Source organism: Saccharomonospora sp. NB11 (assembly GCF_015910535.1).
In the GTDB taxonomy this organism is placed as follows: Bacteria; Actinomycetota; Actinomycetes; order Mycobacteriales; family Pseudonocardiaceae; genus Saccharomonospora.
Map to the genome: position 1 here is coordinate 328,291 of NZ_JACBJG010000003.1, position 14,614 is coordinate 342,904.

Annotated in this window: 13 protein-coding genes and 1 tRNA gene; 8 read left to right on the forward strand and 6 right to left on the reverse strand. The window is 69.7% G+C overall.

The window, feature by feature from the left end:
- The first annotated feature begins 89 nt into the window (after positions 1-89).
- The 5 genes from JAV51_RS06070 to JAV51_RS06090 all read left to right on the forward strand — a co-directional run bounded on the left by JAV51_RS06070 (position 90) and on the right by JAV51_RS06090 (position 6,887).
- The gene (locus JAV51_RS06070) at positions 90-2,447 is read left to right on the forward strand and encodes an oxidoreductase (RefSeq protein ID WP_197319628.1); all 2,358 of its coding nucleotides are present in this window, start codon (positions 90-92) and stop codon (positions 2,445-2,447) included.
- 141 nt (positions 2,448-2,588) lie between these two features.
- Positions 2,589-2,747: a hypothetical protein gene (locus JAV51_RS06075; protein WP_197319629.1), complete on the forward strand. Its 159-nt coding sequence runs from the start codon at positions 2,589-2,591 to the stop codon at positions 2,745-2,747.
- 220 nt (positions 2,748-2,967) lie between these two features.
- Entirely contained in the window at positions 2,968-4,869 is a 1,902-nt protein-coding gene (locus tag JAV51_RS06080; RefSeq protein WP_197319630.1) for an NHL domain-containing thioredoxin family protein, read from the forward strand.
- 74 nt (positions 4,870-4,943) lie between these two features.
- Positions 4,944-5,297: a co-chaperone GroES gene (locus JAV51_RS06085; protein WP_197319631.1), complete on the forward strand. Its 354-nt coding sequence runs from the start codon at positions 4,944-4,946 to the stop codon at positions 5,295-5,297.
- Positions 5,298-5,312: 15 nt separating this feature from the next.
- Positions 5,313-6,887 carry a peptidoglycan binding domain-containing protein gene (locus JAV51_RS06090; protein WP_197319632.1) on the forward strand — a complete coding sequence of 525 codons (1,575 nt, stop codon included), beginning with the start codon at positions 5,313-5,315 and terminating at the stop codon, positions 6,885-6,887.
- 65 nt (positions 6,888-6,952) lie between these two features.
- Here the strand turns inward: JAV51_RS06090 and JAV51_RS06095 are convergent, their stop codons facing one another.
- The 3 genes from JAV51_RS06095 to JAV51_RS06105 form a co-directional block, all read right to left on the reverse strand.
- The gene (locus tag JAV51_RS06095; RefSeq protein ID WP_197319633.1) at positions 6,953-7,228 is read right to left on the reverse strand and encodes a GlsB/YeaQ/YmgE family stress response membrane protein; all 276 of its coding nucleotides are present in this window, start codon (positions 7,226-7,228) and stop codon (positions 6,953-6,955) included.
- A gap of 144 nt (positions 7,229-7,372) precedes the next feature.
- Positions 7,373-9,217 (reverse strand): acyl-CoA dehydrogenase, encoded by a 1,845-nt coding sequence (locus JAV51_RS06100; RefSeq protein ID WP_197319634.1) that lies wholly within the window; start codon positions 9,215-9,217, stop codon positions 7,373-7,375.
- Between the two features lie 276 nt (positions 9,218-9,493).
- Positions 9,494-10,225, reverse strand: a complete 732-nt coding sequence (locus JAV51_RS06105; protein ID WP_197319635.1) for a response regulator transcription factor — start codon at positions 10,223-10,225, stop codon at positions 9,494-9,496.
- 156 nt (positions 10,226-10,381) lie between these two features.
- Between JAV51_RS06105 and JAV51_RS06110 the strand changes: the two genes are divergently transcribed.
- Complete coding sequence (locus JAV51_RS06110) at positions 10,382-10,732, forward strand: VOC family protein (RefSeq protein WP_197319636.1); 351 nt, start codon at positions 10,382-10,384, stop codon at positions 10,730-10,732.
- Between the two features lie 142 nt (positions 10,733-10,874).
- Here the strand turns inward: JAV51_RS06110 and JAV51_RS06115 are convergent, their stop codons facing one another.
- On the reverse strand, positions 10,875-11,615 hold the full coding sequence (locus JAV51_RS06115; RefSeq protein ID WP_197319637.1) for a VanZ family protein: 741 nt from the start codon (positions 11,613-11,615) through the stop codon (positions 10,875-10,877).
- Between the two features lie 125 nt (positions 11,616-11,740).
- On the opposite strand from JAV51_RS06115, the gene JAV51_RS06120 reads away from it, so the two are divergent.
- Entirely contained in the window at positions 11,741-12,079 is a 339-nt protein-coding gene (locus tag JAV51_RS06120; RefSeq protein WP_197319638.1) for an MmcQ/YjbR family DNA-binding protein, read from the forward strand.
- A 269-nt stretch (positions 12,080-12,348) separates the two neighbouring features.
- Here the strand turns inward: JAV51_RS06120 and JAV51_RS06125 are convergent, their stop codons facing one another.
- Both JAV51_RS06125 and JAV51_RS06130 read right to left on the reverse strand, forming a co-directional pair.
- Positions 12,349-12,912: a DUF4352 domain-containing protein gene (locus JAV51_RS06125; RefSeq protein ID WP_197319639.1), complete on the reverse strand. Its 564-nt coding sequence runs from the start codon at positions 12,910-12,912 to the stop codon at positions 12,349-12,351.
- Between the two features lie 206 nt (positions 12,913-13,118).
- Positions 13,119-13,189: transfer RNA gene (locus tag JAV51_RS06130), tRNA-Gly, on the reverse strand.
- Between the two features lie 149 nt (positions 13,190-13,338).
- On the opposite strand from JAV51_RS06130, the gene JAV51_RS06135 reads away from it, so the two are divergent.
- Positions 13,339-14,613 (forward strand): oxygenase MpaB family protein, encoded by a 1,275-nt coding sequence (locus JAV51_RS06135; protein WP_197319640.1) that lies wholly within the window; start codon positions 13,339-13,341, stop codon positions 14,611-14,613.
- Position 14,614: the final 1 nt, after the last annotated feature.

A 14,614-nucleotide genomic window follows, 5' to 3' on the forward strand; every position in this document is an offset into this window, starting at 1 on the left:
CGCTCCGCAGGGAACTCGTCGCTCCGCGCGATCGTCTCACCTGACAGCGGTGGAGATCCCGCCGTTCGGGCGCGAGCGAGGGAGGAAGCGTGCCGACGAGGTGGCGGCGCATCCCGGGTGGTTCCCCCGACGGTGCTGAGCCGGACGTGTCGGCTCCGGTCGACTTCGACCCGTTCGACCCCGACCCGCCGGAGGCGGCGACGGTGGACGCCGAGGAGCTGCTGCGGCCCTTTCTGGAGCAGGACGGTCGTGGCTTGCTGCGGTGGCGTCGACAGGCGTCGAACGCGCCGATCCTGCAACTGGAGAACAAGTTCGTCCGGGGGCGACTCGATCTGCGGGCCGCGGATCTCGGCGTGTTGTTCCGGTTCGAGAACTGCCGCTTCGAGTTCCCGCCCGACGTGCGTGAGGCGAACCTGCTCGGCCTCTCGTTCCGGCGGTGCTGGCTGCCGGGCCTGAAGGCGCGCAACTTCCGCAGCCTCAACGACGTGCGGCTCATCCGGTGCCGGGTCGAGGTGGACACGAACAGACCCGACGCGGGTACGGACGTGCTGACGTCGAAGACCGACCGCGGGGTGCCCAATGCGGCGGTGAACTTCACCGACGCCGTGGTGAAGGGCACGGTGATCCTCACCGGAACCCGGATCAACCACCCGAGCGGCAAGGCGTTGCAGGCCGACCGGCTCGACATCACCGGCGCCTTCCTCGCTTACCGGCTCACCGCCGCCGGTGAGGTGCGCATTCCCGGTCTCAAGGCGGGCGGCAACGTCAACTTCTCCGGTGCGCGGCTGACCAACCCGAAGGGGTTCGCGCTGAACGGCAACGGCATCTCCGTGTCGGGCAGTCTGCTGTGCGAGGTGGACAACTACCGGCCCGGCGCGCCGCGCCCGTTCTCGGCGTCGGGCATGGTCTACCTGCCGAGCATGCGCGTGGCCGGGGACTGCGTGTTCCGGGGAGCGCAGTTGGCCGTCGACCCGACGGGGGAGATCGCGGTCGACGCCTGGAAGACAGGCGACTGGTACGTCGATCCACACCCCGCCTTCATCGCCGACCGGATGCACGTCGACGGCAACGTCGAGATGGGTGACGGGCTCCGCGCGACGGGCACCTTGCGCATGGTGAACATCCACGTCGGCGGGTCGCTGCGGTTGGCGGGAGCGACGGTGAGCGTGCTGCGCAATCCCGAACCGCCGTACATGGACCGTGCGATCCACCTCGACGGCAGCTTCGTGAACGGTGACCTCGAAGGCAGCAAGCTGCGCACCGAGGGACAGTTCCGGCTGGCCGATGTGACCGTGCGCGGCAACGTGTTCGTCAGGGACGCTCGGCTGTCGCACCCGTCGCGGGACGCATTCTCGGCTCGACGCAGCCACGTGTTCGGCAATCTCATGCTCAGCACGTCCCGGGTGCGCGGCACGGTGCGGCTGCAGGGCATGACGGTGGGCGGCAGCATCGACATGCAGAACACGACGGTGACCGATCCCGAGCCGGAGAGTTCCGCAGACTGGGCCGTCGACCTGCGGTCGGTGCAGGTGGCGCGCAGTGTCCTCATGCACAGCGGGGGCGGGCACTCGTTCCGTACCGAGGGCGGCGGCGTCACCCTCGACGGGGCGGTGATCAAACGCAAGCTGTGTCTGGCGGGGGCGCGGCTCGTGGCGGGCAAGAACGGGCTCGCGCTCGACGCCGGGGACGTCAGGGCCGAGGAGTTCGAACTCACCCCGATCGACGCCCCGGACGGTCGGGTGTCGCTACGGGGTGCCCAGTGCGGGACGTTGCACGACAACGAGCAGTTCTGGCACGCCACGGGCGGTGTGAAGCTGGAGGACTTCCGCTACGAGTCTCTCGACAGCCCCATCCCGTTGTGGGACGACCGGCAGATCGAGCTACGCCTGAGCTGGTTGCGGCACGCGATGCGCGGGTACCGACCCGGCCCCTACGACCAGTTCGCGGCGATGCTGCGCGCGGGCGGCAACGAGGAACACGCCGACACGGTGCTCATGCGCAAGCAGCAGTACCGCTACGAGGCACTCGGCTCCGGGTACCGCTGGTTCTTCAGGGCGGGCGTGCGCCTGTGGAGTTGGTTGCAGCGGTGGATGGTCGGCTACGGCTACCGCCCGGTGCGGGCGTTGGCGTGGCTGCTCGGGCTGTTGGTGCTGGGCAGTCTGTGGTTCGGGCTGGGCAGCGACGACTGCGCCAAGGACGAGGAGCGGTTCGTCGTCCACGGTGAGCGTTGCGCGGTGAACATGGACGACACGGGTCTGGAGTGGAATCCCGTGCTCTACACGGTCGACCTGCTGGTTCCCATCGCGGATTTCGGCAACAAGGGCCGGTGGCACATGGCCGGGGCCGACAAGTGGGTGTCGACCGGGTTCATTGCGACGGGGTGGGTGCTGGTCACGACGGTGGCCGCCGGCGTGACGAGGACGCTGCGTCGCAACAGTAGCACCTGACGGCACCTGACGGCACCTGACGGCACGGCCGTGACGTGCGACGGTGCGCTGCGCCGATCCGGTGTGGCGCCGTAACACCGTGACCGGCGGAGGCGATGACGCGAGTGTCCCGCCCCCTCACGTCAGTGAAACACACCAACCATGCGATTCGTGCCGCCGTTCGTCGTCGCTCTCGTCCTGTTCGGGGGCCTCGTGGCCTGCTCGGGCAAACAGGCCGTACCACCGGACACCCGTGCGCCGTCGACGTCCCCGACGGTGACGCTCACCGAGCCGGCGGGAGGTCCCACGCGGGCGCCCTGAGCACCCGTCGCGCGCCTGTCCGCACCTCCTGCACGCTTGTCCGCGCCCTGTGCACGCATGATGCCGTCTCCTGCACGCGTGTCGTCATCCAGTGCTGCAGAAGCTCCCTGCGGCCGCCTCCACGTATGCCGGCTACGTTCACCGGTCCGTCGTGACCTCGACGCTCGATGGAGTTGACTACGGCCACACCGGCCCCCTCGGCGGAACAGCTGTCGGAGGGGTGTTGTTGACTTCGGGCGTGAGTGCTGAGCAGTCGAAGTCCCGTGTCCGCGCCCCCGAGTTGACCGGCGACGCCTGGTGGAACACCGGTGGCGAGCCGTTGACGTTGCGCGGGTTGCGTGGCCGCGTCGTGTTGCTGGACTTCTGGACCTCCGGGTGCATCAACTGTCTGCACGTGCTCGACGAGCTGCGTCCGCTGGAGGAGGAGTTCGCCGACGTGCTCGTCACCGTGGGCGTGCACTCGCCGAAGTTCGCGCACGAGGGTGATCGGGAGTCGGTGGCCGCCGCGGTCGCGCGCCTCGGTGTGGAGCACCCGGTGGTGAGCGACCCCGACATGAGTCTCTGGCAGCAGTACGCGGTCAAGGCGTGGCCGACCCTCGTCGTCGTCGACCCGGAGGGCTACGTCGTGCACGTCGCTGCCGGGGAGGGCCACGGGGAGGCCCTGCGCCGGGTGATCGCCGACCTGGTGGAGGAGCACGAGCGCAAGGGCACGTTGCGTCGTGGCGAGCTCGACTGGAGCGAGATCGCACGGACGCAGCGGGAGGAGGCCGAGCGGGCGCGGCTCGACGGGCTGCGGTTCCCCTCGAAGGCCGTCGTCACGGCGGAGGGGCGGGTCCTCGTCGCCGACACGGCGAACCACTCGATCGCCGAGTTCGCCTCCGACGCCGAGACATTGTTGCGGCGGTTCGGTTCCGGTGAGCGCGGCGCGGCGGACGGTGCGTTCGACGTCGCTCGCTTCGCCGAACCGTCGGGGCTGGCGTTGCTGCCCCCGCACGTGGCCGACCGGGTCGGCTACCACCTGATCGTCGCCGACACGGCCAACAACCTCCTGCGGGGCGTGGACCTGCGGACGGGGTCCGTGCGCACCGTCGCGGGCACCGGACGGCAGTGGCGTGACGGCGACGACTCGGGCAAGGCGGGCGAGGTCGACCTGACGAGCCCGTGGGACGTGCGGTGGTGGGAGACCGCCGGCGGGGTCGTGATCGCGATGGCGGGCAACCACACGCTGAGCCTGTTCGATCCCGTCGAGGGAACGATCTCGCGGTTCGCGGGCACCACAGTGGAGGGGCTTCGCGACGGTGAGGCGGGCGAGGCGTTCTTCGCGCAGACCTCCGGGTTGGCCGTGGCCGACGACCGGCTGTGGTTCGTGGACGCCGAGACCTCGGCACTGCGATACCTGGAGCCTGCCACGGACGACGCCGCCGACGGCGAGCGCCGGTACGTGGTGCACACCTCCGTGGGATCGGACCTGTTCACCTTCGGCCATCGGGACGGCACGGCCGACACGGCGCTGTTGCAGCATCCGCTGGGGCTCACCGTCCTGCCCGACGGGGCCATCGGCATCGCCGACACCTACAACGGTGCGGTGCGGCGGTTCGACCCCGGAACCGGGGAGGTGTCCACGCTCGTGCGCGAGCTGGCCGAGCCGTCGGACCTGGTGGTCACCGACACGGGCGTGCTCGTGGTCGAGTCCGCGGCACATCGGCTGCGTCCGTTGCACGGAGACACCGAGGTGGTCGCCGGTGACGCGCTCGCCGTGCGACGCCCGCCCACGGTGCTGGGTGGTGGTGAGGTGCGGTTGACAGTGACGTTCGTGCCGCCTCCCGGCGAGAAGCTCGACGACCGCTTCGGGCCGTCCACCCGGCTGGAAGTGAGCGCGTCGCCGCCGGAGCTGCTGGTCGACGGCGGTGGTGTCGGCACCGACCTCGAACGCACGGTGACGCTGGCCGACGACGTGGAGGGCGGTGTGCTCCAGGTGGTGGCGCAGGCCGCCAGTTGCGCCTCGGACGCCGAACACCCGGTGTGCCGCATCACCCGGCAGGACTGGGGTGTCCCCGTTCGGATTGAATCCGGTGGGGCGTCGGCATTGCCTCTCGTCATGGCGGGAACCCCGGCCGAGTAAGCGAAGGCCGTCCCAGCTCGTGCGGGCGATCGCGTCGGGGCGGGCGGGAAACCGGCTCCCTACCGCGACGTAGCATGAATACCGTGTCAGAAACCAACGGTCCACTCGCCTCGGACGCCAAACTAGAGATCCAGATGCTGCACGACCGGGTGCTTGTGCGCATGCCGTCGGAGGACGGCGAGCGTCGCAGCAACGGTGGCATCGTGATCCCGGCGACCGCCCAGGTGGCACGGCGGTTGTCGTGGGGTGACGTGCTCGGAGTGGGCAACAACGTGCGCAACGTCAAGGTGGGCGACCGGGTCCTCTTCAACGCAGAGGACCAGTTGGAGGTCGAGATCCAGGGCAACGCGTACTACGTGTTGCGCGAGCGCGACATCCACGCGGTCGCGAGCGAGCGGGCCGAGCACGGGACGGGCCTGTACTTGTAGGCACCGGAGGCGCCCGTGGCTCGTGCTGACGATGACGGCGATGACGTTCACGGCCCGGGCGACGAGAGTGCCTTCTCCGACGCCGACCTCGACGCCGACTGGGACGACGACGTCGAGGACCTCACCGAACCGGGCGACCCGGAGTTCTGGGCGGACGACACCCGCGTCGATCCGGCGCTGCGGCGGCGCCGCAGGCTCGGCAACGTGCTCGTGGTCCTCGGGGCCCTCACCGGACTGCTCGCGATCGCGTACGTCGTCGACATGTTGATGGAGGTCGGTGACGTCCCGCGCGGGGTGACGGTCGCCGGGGTGGAGATCGGCGGACTCGACCGAGCCGAGGCGCAGGACCGGCTGCGTCGGGAGCTGGAGCCGCTGGTGACGCGACCGGTGGTGGTGCGGGCCGGTGAGAGTGAGGCGTCGTTCGACCCCGCCGAGGCCGGGTTGGGTGTGGACTGGGCCGCCACGGTGGAGCAGGCCGGCGCGCAGCCCTGGTTGCCGTGGGAGCGGTTCGGCTCGTTCTTCGGTGGCCGCGAGCTCGACCTGGTGACGACCGTGGACGACCGAAGCTTGCGGATCGCGCTGGGTCGCCTCGCCCAGGAGCGCCTCAACCGGCCCGCGATCGAGGGCGGCATCGCCTTCCGGCCGGACGGCGACGACGGCGGGGTGAGGGCGTACGCGATCGAGCCACGAGCCGGGGTCCGACTGTCCGATCTGGAGGCCGCCGTTGTGGAGATCCGCGCGCACTGGCCGCAGGTCGAGCGGATCGACGTGGCCGTGGAGACGGTGCGGCCCAAGCTCACCTCGGAGGCCGTGCACACCGTGCTCGACGGCACGATCCGGCCGTTGTTGGCGGGGCCTGTCGTGCTGCGGGGGGACGGCGGTGAGTCCGTGCTCCTGCCGGAGGACTTCCGCAGGGCGCTGGCCGTCGAGGTGCGTCCCCTCGACGACGGGGACGGGAACGCGGGGGACGGCGGGGAGAGCGCCGGGGGTGAGGACGACGGCGCCGGTCGAGCCATTCTGGCCGTGACTCTCAAGCCCGACGTGCTGCGGGGCGCGGTGCAGGGCGAATTGGACGACACCGAACGTCCGGCGCGGGACGCCGCGCTCGTGTTCCGCGCGGGGGTGCCCGAGGTGGTGCCCTCGGTGCCCGGCGTGCGCATCGACTGGGAGCGGACGTTCGCGGGCTTGATCGAGGCCGTGGCCTCGGCACCGGAGGACCGGCGTGAGGTGCCGGTGCTCTACCAGCCCGTCGAGCCGTCGGTGCGGACGGCGGACGTCCAGGCCCTTGGCATCACGGACGTGCTCGCGACGGCCCGGTCGGCCGGGCACTCGCCGGAGGAACTGGCCGGCATGGGAACGGCGTTGGGGCGGCTCAACGGTGCGGTGGTGCGCTCCGGCGAGACCGTCGACCTCTCCGCCTACGGTGCCCCGCCGCCCTTGGAAGCGGTGTTGCGCGACGCGCTGGCCCAGGCCGGTCTCCACGTCACCGAGCAGGGCACGGTGCGCAACGACACCGGCGCGGCCGTTGCCGTCCACGCCGCTGCGACGACGTCGACGGTGCAGGTCACGGTGTGGGGCACTCCCACCTGAGGCGGACAAACGGTCGGGGGTGTCCGGCAGCGCGATGCGCCGGACACCCCCGACCGAGTCCCGGGTCAGGCCCTGATGCGCCCGCGCGGGTGCATGCGCGCGGCGATCGAGACACCGATCGCGGCCACGACGAGCTGTGTGATGAACTCCAGCCAGTCCCAACCGTCCGTGTCGGCGTACCCCAGGCCCCTGGCGATCGCCGTGCCGAGGAACGCGGCGGCGATACCGACCAGGATCGTGAGCCAGACCGGGATGTTCTGCTTGCCGGGCACGAACAACCTGGCGAGTACCCCGAGCAAAAGACCGATCAGAATCGCCGAGATGATTCCCGAAATCGCCATGGTGCGTGCTCCCTCGTCACCGGACTCGTTGACCCGATAGGGGTACCCACTTGAGTTGATCTCAACCTCCGCGCACACGAAGGGCCACCTGCCGCACAACGGTGCAGGTGGCCCTTCGTGGCTCTCGGTGCGGAGCGACGCCGATCAGAAGGCGGCTTCGTCGACCTCCATGAGGTCGTTGTCGGTGGCCTCGACGATCGCGCGGCGAGCCGACAGCTCGGGCAGTACGTTCTTCGCGAAGAACGACGCCACGGCGAGCTTGCCCTGGTAGAACGGCACGTCCTTCTCGGAGGCACCTTCGTCGAGCTTGGCCTGGGCGATCTCGGCCTGCCTGAGGAGCTGCCAGCCGACGAGCAGGTCACCGGCCGACATCAGCAGGCGCACGGTGTTCTGGCCGACCTTGTAGACGTTGGTGACGTCCTCCTGCGACGAGGTCAGGTAGCCGATCATCGTGCCGAGCATGCCCTGGACGTCGTCCAGCGCCTGCTTGAGCAGCTCGCGCTCCTTCTTGAGCCTGCCGTTGCCCGCCTCGGACTCGATGAACTTCACGATCTCGCCCGCGATGTAGGCGAGCGCCTTGCCCTTGTCACGGACGATCTTCCGGAAGAAGAAGTCCATCGACTGGATGGCGGTCGTGCCCTCGTACAGCGAGTCGATCTTCGCGTCGCGGATGTACTGCTCGATCGGGTAGTCCTGCAGGAAGCCGGAGCCACCGAGCGTCTGGAGCGACTGCACGAGCTGCTCGGTGGCGCGCTCGGAACCGACACCCTTGACGATGGGCAGCAGCAGGTCGTTGACGCGCTCGGCGAGGTCGAGCGACTCGGCGTCGCCCTCCTGCGTCCACACCTGGTCCTGGAACGAGGCGGTGTAGAGGTACACCGCACGCAGGCCCTCGGCGTAGGCCTTCTGCAGCATGAGCGACCGGCGCACGTCGGGGTGGTGCGTGATGGTGACGCGCGGGGCGGTCTTGTCGGTCTGGCGGGTGAGGTCCGGACCCTGCACGCGCTCCTTGGCGTACTCCAGCGCGTTCAGGTAGCCGGTGGACAGCGTCGCGATGGCCTTGGTGCCCACCATCATGCGGGCGTACTCGATGACCTGGAACATCTGCGCGATGCCGTCGTGCACCTCGCCGAGCAGCCAGCCCTTGGCGGGGACGCCGTGCTGGCCGAAGGTGAGCTCGCAGGTGGTGGACACCTTGAGGCCCATCTTGTGCTCGACGTTCGTGACGAAGGCGCCGTTACGCTCGCCCAGCTCGCCGGTGTTGGTGTCGAAGTGGAACTTCGGCACGAGGAACAGCGACAGGCCCTTGGTGCCGGGCTTGGCCTCGATGCCGGGGCCCTCGGGGCGGGCCAGCACCAGGTGCATGATGTTCTCGGTCATGTCCTGGTCGCCCGAGGTGATGAACCGCTTGACGCCCTCGATGTGCCAGGAGCCGTCCTCCTGCTTGATGGCCTTCGTGCGGCCCGCGCCCACGTCCGAACCGGCGTCCGGCTCGGTGAGCACCATGGTGGCGCCCCACGCGCGGTCGATCATGATCTGGGCCCAGCGCCGCTGCTCCTCGGTGCCGTTGCGGTCGAGGATCATGGCGAAGTTGGGGCCCGCCATGTACATGTACAGCGCCGGGTTGGCGCCGAGGATCAGTTCGGCGGCGGCCCACTGCACCGTGGGGGGCAGGCCGAAGCCACCGAGGTTGTTGGTGAGGCCGAGACGCCACCACTCGCCGTCCCAGAGAGCCCGGTAGCTCTTCTTGAAGGACTCCGGCAGCGTCGCGGAGAAGGTCTTCGGGTCGTACACCGGCGGGTTGCGGTCGGCGTCGGCGAACGACTCGGCGAGCGGGCCGACGGCGAGGTTGTTCAGCTCGGACAGCACACCGCGCGCGGTCTCCTCGTCGGACTCCGCGAGCACGCCCTTGCCGAGGCGGTTCTGCACACCGAGAACCTCGAACAGGTTGAACTCCAGGTCTCGGACATTGCTCTTGTAGTGGCCCATGTCGTCACTCCGTACGGGTTGTTCGGCACTCCGGCTGGGCACTTCTGCCGCCGACAGGACACGCGGATCAGCGTGACCGGCACTGCCCTACTGGCCGGTAACATCAGGATAATACCAACGGGTAACATTTGCGAGCATCGCGGCAGGACTGTGACGTGCGGCCACCTGCCTGGCCCAATCCGGCCCGGAACGGGCCCGTTCACCGGCTCGCAACGACAGCGGCCCGCCGCTCGGGGAGAGCGACGGGCCTGGTGTGGGGCGGAACCTGCCGAAAGGTCAGAGTCGCGGTGAGCGTGCCTCGTCCTCGCCGGGGGACACGACCAGCAGTCCCGAGCGGAACGCCTTCGTCACCGCGTGCGTGCGGTCCCGTGCGGACAACTTGCGCAGGATGCTCTTCACGTGTGTCCGGACCGTCTCCACCGACAGGAAGAGCGTGTCGGCGACGGCGGAGTTCTCCATGCCCTCGGCGATGAGCTGGAGCACCTGGTACTCGCGCCGCGACAACGGCATCGGGGTCCGGGTCGGGCTCGCCTCACCCGTCCGCTGCTTCGGCACGAGAGGGGCCAGGGTCGGGTCGGTGTAGTGCCGCTCGACGTAGGTACGGCGGATGCCCTCGGCGAGCTGGCGAGGGTCGACCGTCCGCGGGAGCACGCCGTGCGCGCCCGCGTCCACCAGCGTGGCGAGGTAGGCGGCGGTGCGCCGGGCCGAGTCGACGAGCACGGTGACCGCCAGCATCGGGTGCCCCTCGGCCAGCAGGTGGGTGAGGTGACCGTGCGGATCCAGCGCCGAGTCGACGAGCACGACGTCCGGGCGGAGCTGGTCGCAGAGCGCGATGCCCGCGTGGTGACTGGCGGCGTGCCCGCCCCACCGCAGCCCGGGTGTCCGGCTGACGACGGCGCTGAGCCCCTCGCGGAAGAGCGGGACCGAGTCGATGGCGGCCACGGTCAATGTTCGGGTCGCCCTGTCGAGACCGAGCGCGCCGCGCCCGGTGCGTGCCCCGTGTGCCATCCGTCCTCCCTCCGCACGCTCGCCCCCTGCGTGCCGCTCCCCTGGATGGGGTATTCCCGCTGGACCGAACTGGTTACACCGAACCACACCAGGTGCACCGAGTGGTGCGACGGCGGCGCTGTGAGTGCGCCTCGTCTCGGCCGGGTATGCGTCGGCATGTCCGCTCACGTGATCGCCGTGGTCGTCGACTGCGCGGATGCGGAGGCGCTCGCCGAGTTCTGGCGGAAGGCCCTCGACTACGCCGAGCCGAGGAGATGGCGGGACGCCGACGGGCTGACCTACGTCCAGCTCGACGGCGACCCCGCTCTGCTGTTCCAGCCGGTCGGCGAACCGAAGACGGTCAAGAACCGGTGGCATCTCGACCTCGCGGCCCGGGGAAGTCAGGCCGACGAGGTGGAACGGCTGGTGGGGCTGGGGGCGAGGGTGATCGACGAAGCGCCGCGCCAGCCCTGGGTCGTGCTCGCCGATCCGGAGGGGAACGAGTTCTGTGTCCTCCCGCCGCGCTGAGTGACGGCCCGAGGCGCACCTGACCACCACAAAGGGTGGTGGCAGCGCCACGGACGGCCTACTCTGTGATGGGCAACACACGACGGCATCAAGGGGGATGGCGTGCAACTGGCTCTGGTCTTCGTCATCGCGAGCCTGCTGCTCATCGCGGCTGCGGTGACGGTTGCGTACGAAGATCAGCGTGAGGCACGCCGACAGGCCCGGCGAAGGCACGAACACCTGGTGCGACTGGGTGAGGCGGAACCACTGCCGCGAACTGCGTGGTCCGAGCGGTTGCCGATGCCCGGTCGGCGGCCGCCTTCCTGAGGCGGAGCAACGCCAGCGCCAGCGTGGTGGCCGTCCAGCCGAGCACCGCGCCCGCCGTGTTCGCCATCAGATCGTCGACGTCGAAGATCCGGTAGACGTACGGTGCGGTGCCGAAGTTTGCGGTGAGCTGGGTGATCTCGATGAGGAGGGACCCGCCGAACCCGATCGCCGTGGTCGCCACCAGGCCCCGTCGCCACAGCAGGACGCAGAGCGCGCCCAACGGAACGAACAGCAACACGTTCATCGCGAGCTGCTGGAACGTCTGGGTGAGCAGGGCGTGGCTGTCCGGCAGTCCGTACTTCGCCAGTTCGACACCCATGTCGTCGACCCACTGGAACGGCACGAGCTGCACGGTTTGCGTCAAGCGTGCGTCTCCCGGCGCGGGCAGTGGCAGCAGCACCACCGCCACCGCGAGACACAGGTACAGCGTGACGACGCCGGTGGTGAGGACACGGCGACGATCGACGCGACCGAATCTGGCGAGGTGGACGATCACTTGCGGGATCACGAGCACGGTCCAGACCACCAGGAACCCGCCGAACCCGTACGCCAGTGCTGTCTGCTGTGCCGTCGTCATGCCTCGACGCTATGGCGCGGTGGGGGTGGGAAACCTCGGTCGAGCGGACCGCCCTCGCGGGGTGCCTCGGCCGTCCGGCCGATGACCGATCGCCGAAGGACACGGGCGGTGGGAGGATCGACGAGATGCAGACCTGGGACGACGTCGTGCGGCTCGCGAGCGAGCTGCCCGGGGTCGAGATCGCGACGTCCTACCGCACCCCGGCGGCGAAGGTCGGGGGTCGGACCTTCCTGCGTCTGCGCACCGAGGCCGAGGGTTGGCTCGTCGTGATGTGCGGCCTGGACGAGAAGGAAGCCATGCTCGCGTCCGGCTCGCTCGCCTTCCACACCACCCCGCACTACGACGGCTACGGTGCCGTGCTCGTCGACCTCGACGAGATCGACGGTGAGGAACTGGCCGAGCTGGTGGAGCAGGCGTGGCGGCGGAAGGCACCCGCGACACTGCGCAGGCGGCTCGACGGCTGACGTCCGGGGTGAGTCGCGGCGCATAGCGGTCCGGGTCGAAGTCAGTCGTGGGGCGCGGGGCCGTCCGGGTCAGTCGTGGCTCCACGAAATGTCGTGTCCACGGTGCGAGTGTGCCGAAGCTCCCGGTCCCACGCGGCGTGTCCGCACCCGGCGAACGCATGCCGGCGTCGCAGGAACGCGTGTTGGCGTCGCAGGAACGCATGTCGGCGTCGCAGGAACGCATGTTGCCGTCGTGGGGACGCGTGTGGGCGTCGTGGGAACGCGTCTGCCTATCGCAGGTCGACCGACACTCCCTGGCTGAACGACGAGTCGTGCAGTTCGATCCGGGTGGGCTCGACGTTCACGGGCACGTCGTAGACGAGCGTGCCCTCGACCACGGTGCCGGGGTTGATCGGGTTGGTGAGCACGTCGTTGTCCGGCAGCAACGACTCGGCGCTGAGATCGGTGGAGAACCGCCGATCGGCGGCGTCGAAGAGGTACTGGTCGGAGTCGAGGAAGCTACGGGCCTCGTCGCCGACGTTGGCGACCCGGACGCTCACCAGCACGTAGCGGCCCTGGGCGGTCTCGGAGAGGAACTCGTCGCCCACCGACGGGCTGTCCTGGACGTCGAGCACGGTGAACTCGAACAGCCCGTCTCGAACCGGCTGGCCCACTCCCGCGGGCTGGGGCTCCGCCACCTCCTCGGGCACCGGGGCGGGTGGAGTGGCCGTGTCGCCGCCGTCCCGGTTGGTATTCACGACGATCACGACGACGAGCACCGCGAGTATCGCGAAGATCCACGGCCACTTCCTGAGCTTGCGTTTGACCTGGTCGCCCTCCTTCTGCCGTGCCATGGCAGGTCATCTCTTCCCGTTCATCGGCGGAGGACACCGGTCGTGTCGTCCGGGTTTCACGGTTCACCGAGCTGGAAGAGGTGGACGGGGACGTTCGGGGTCGTCCTGCCTGCCGATCGGCCCATTGCGCGGGGCGGAGGGGACGCGGGGGCGAGCCCAAAGACGACGAAACCCCCGGGCCGGATCGACCTGGGGGTTTCGGTGAGAGCGGATGACGGGAATCGAACCCGCGTTCTCAGCTTGGGAAGCTGATGTTCTACCATTGAACTACATCCGCAGCAGCTCACAGCATACACGATGCCGATCACTCGACGGCACGCGGGTGGTCCCTCGGCGGTGTGTCGCTCGTCGGCGCGTTCGAGTTCTGTCTTCTCCCTGTTCGTCGCTCTTGACGCTGCGCACACGAACTGACAACACTTGTTGTCCATGATGGCCGACGAGCGGGTGCCTGATCCGGAGTTGCTACGCCAGGGCGGCCTCCGCCTCGCCACATTGCTGTTCGCTCCCAAGGACATTCGGGCCACCGAGCGGCAACGACGTCGCTTGCGGGAGTTCGCGGAGCGGGAGGACCCGCTGGCCGACGCCGTCGTCGCGATGATGCGTCGGTTGCCGCGTGGTCGGGGTCGGGCGTTGTTCGACCAGGCCGTCGAGCAGGGCGTCGCCTCCCTCGACGACCCGCCGAAGGAACTCGTCGACTTCTTCGCCACGGTCGAGTCGACGCCGTACTGGGTGGACCAGCGTCGCCTCGACCGGGGTGCCCGCGCGATCGTGCGCTCGGGAGTGCTGAGCCTCTTCCCCCTCGGCGACGTGGCCCTGATGGGCGGTTATCTCGCCTCGCGCGCCGCGAAATCGCTGGTGGGAACGGGGGCGATCGAGTACGCGGCCACCCGTCGGCTGATCGAGACGACCCGCTGGTGGCTCGACGTCACCACCCCGGGCGCGCTGCGGGTGAACGCCACCGGGTACGCGGCGGCGTTGCGGGTGCGGATCGTCCACGCCCACGTCCGCGCCGCCATGAACAAGCGGGACGACTGGGACTACGCCGCGTGGGACCGGCCGATCAACCAGGTGCAGACCGCGGGCACGCTCATGCTGTTCTCGCTGGTGTACGTGCTGGGCATGCGGCTGCTCGGCGTGCGGTACACGGCGGCCGAGCGGGCCGACATCCTCCACCTCTGGCGGTACGTGGGCTGGCTCATGGGCGTCGACGACGAGTTGCTGCCCGCCACCGAGGACGACGCCTGGCGGCTGTGGTGGCTGCTGGCCGTCACGGAGTTCCTGCCCGACGAGGACTCGAAGCGGCTCGCGGCGGCGTTGCTGCGGTCGCACGCCGGTGTGGCGGCCGACCGTGGTCGACTCGGTGAGGTGCTGGGTGAGCTGTCGGTGCGGGTCCACGGCTCGATCAGTCGCCTCGTGCTGGGCAGCAGGAACGCGGACTTCCTCGGTCTTCCCGACGACCCGATCGCGCAGGCCGCCGTCGTCGCCGCGGCGGCGGGCAACTTCGCCGCCGAGACCGTCCGCCAGTGGGTTCCGGGCGCGACGCGTCTCCAGGAGCGGTTGGGCGCGCTCGCCCGAGAACGCTACGCCGAACGACTCTCACGTCTGGTCGAGCACGACCCCACCTATTCCCGGCACATGCGCACCACCGTCCCGCCGTCCTCCGCCGCCCGGACGAGGCCGACGACGGCCCGGTTAGGGTGAA

Excerpts from the sequence above, each read along its gene's own strand:
- JAV51_RS06125 (WP_197319639.1), bottom strand. The coding sequence starts at position 12,912 with ATGGCACGGCAGAAGGAGGGCGACCAGGTCAAACGCAAGCTCAGGAAG.
- JAV51_RS06105 (WP_197319635.1), bottom strand. The coding sequence starts at position 10,225 with ATGGCACACGGGGCACGCACCGGGCGCGGCGCGCTCGGTCTCGACAGG.
- JAV51_RS06135 (WP_197319640.1), top strand. The coding sequence starts at position 13,339 with ATGATGGCCGACGAGCGGGTGCCTGATCCGGAGTTGCTACGCCAGGGC.
- JAV51_RS06085 (WP_197319631.1), top strand. The coding sequence starts at position 4,944 with ATGAATACCGTGTCAGAAACCAACGGTCCACTCGCCTCGGACGCCAAA.
- JAV51_RS06110 (WP_197319636.1), top strand. The coding sequence starts at position 10,382 with ATGTCCGCTCACGTGATCGCCGTGGTCGTCGACTGCGCGGATGCGGAG.
- JAV51_RS06100 (WP_197319634.1), bottom strand. The coding sequence starts at position 9,217 with ATGGGCCACTACAAGAGCAATGTCCGAGACCTGGAGTTCAACCTGTTC.
- JAV51_RS06095 (WP_197319633.1), bottom strand. The coding sequence starts at position 7,228 with ATGGCGATTTCGGGAATCATCTCGGCGATTCTGATCGGTCTTTTGCTC.
- JAV51_RS06115 (WP_197319637.1), bottom strand. The coding sequence starts at position 11,615 with ATGACGACGGCACAGCAGACAGCACTGGCGTACGGGTTCGGCGGGTTC.
- JAV51_RS06120 (WP_197319638.1), top strand. The coding sequence starts at position 11,741 with ATGCAGACCTGGGACGACGTCGTGCGGCTCGCGAGCGAGCTGCCCGGG.
- JAV51_RS06075 (WP_197319629.1), top strand. The coding sequence starts at position 2,589 with ATGCGATTCGTGCCGCCGTTCGTCGTCGCTCTCGTCCTGTTCGGGGGC.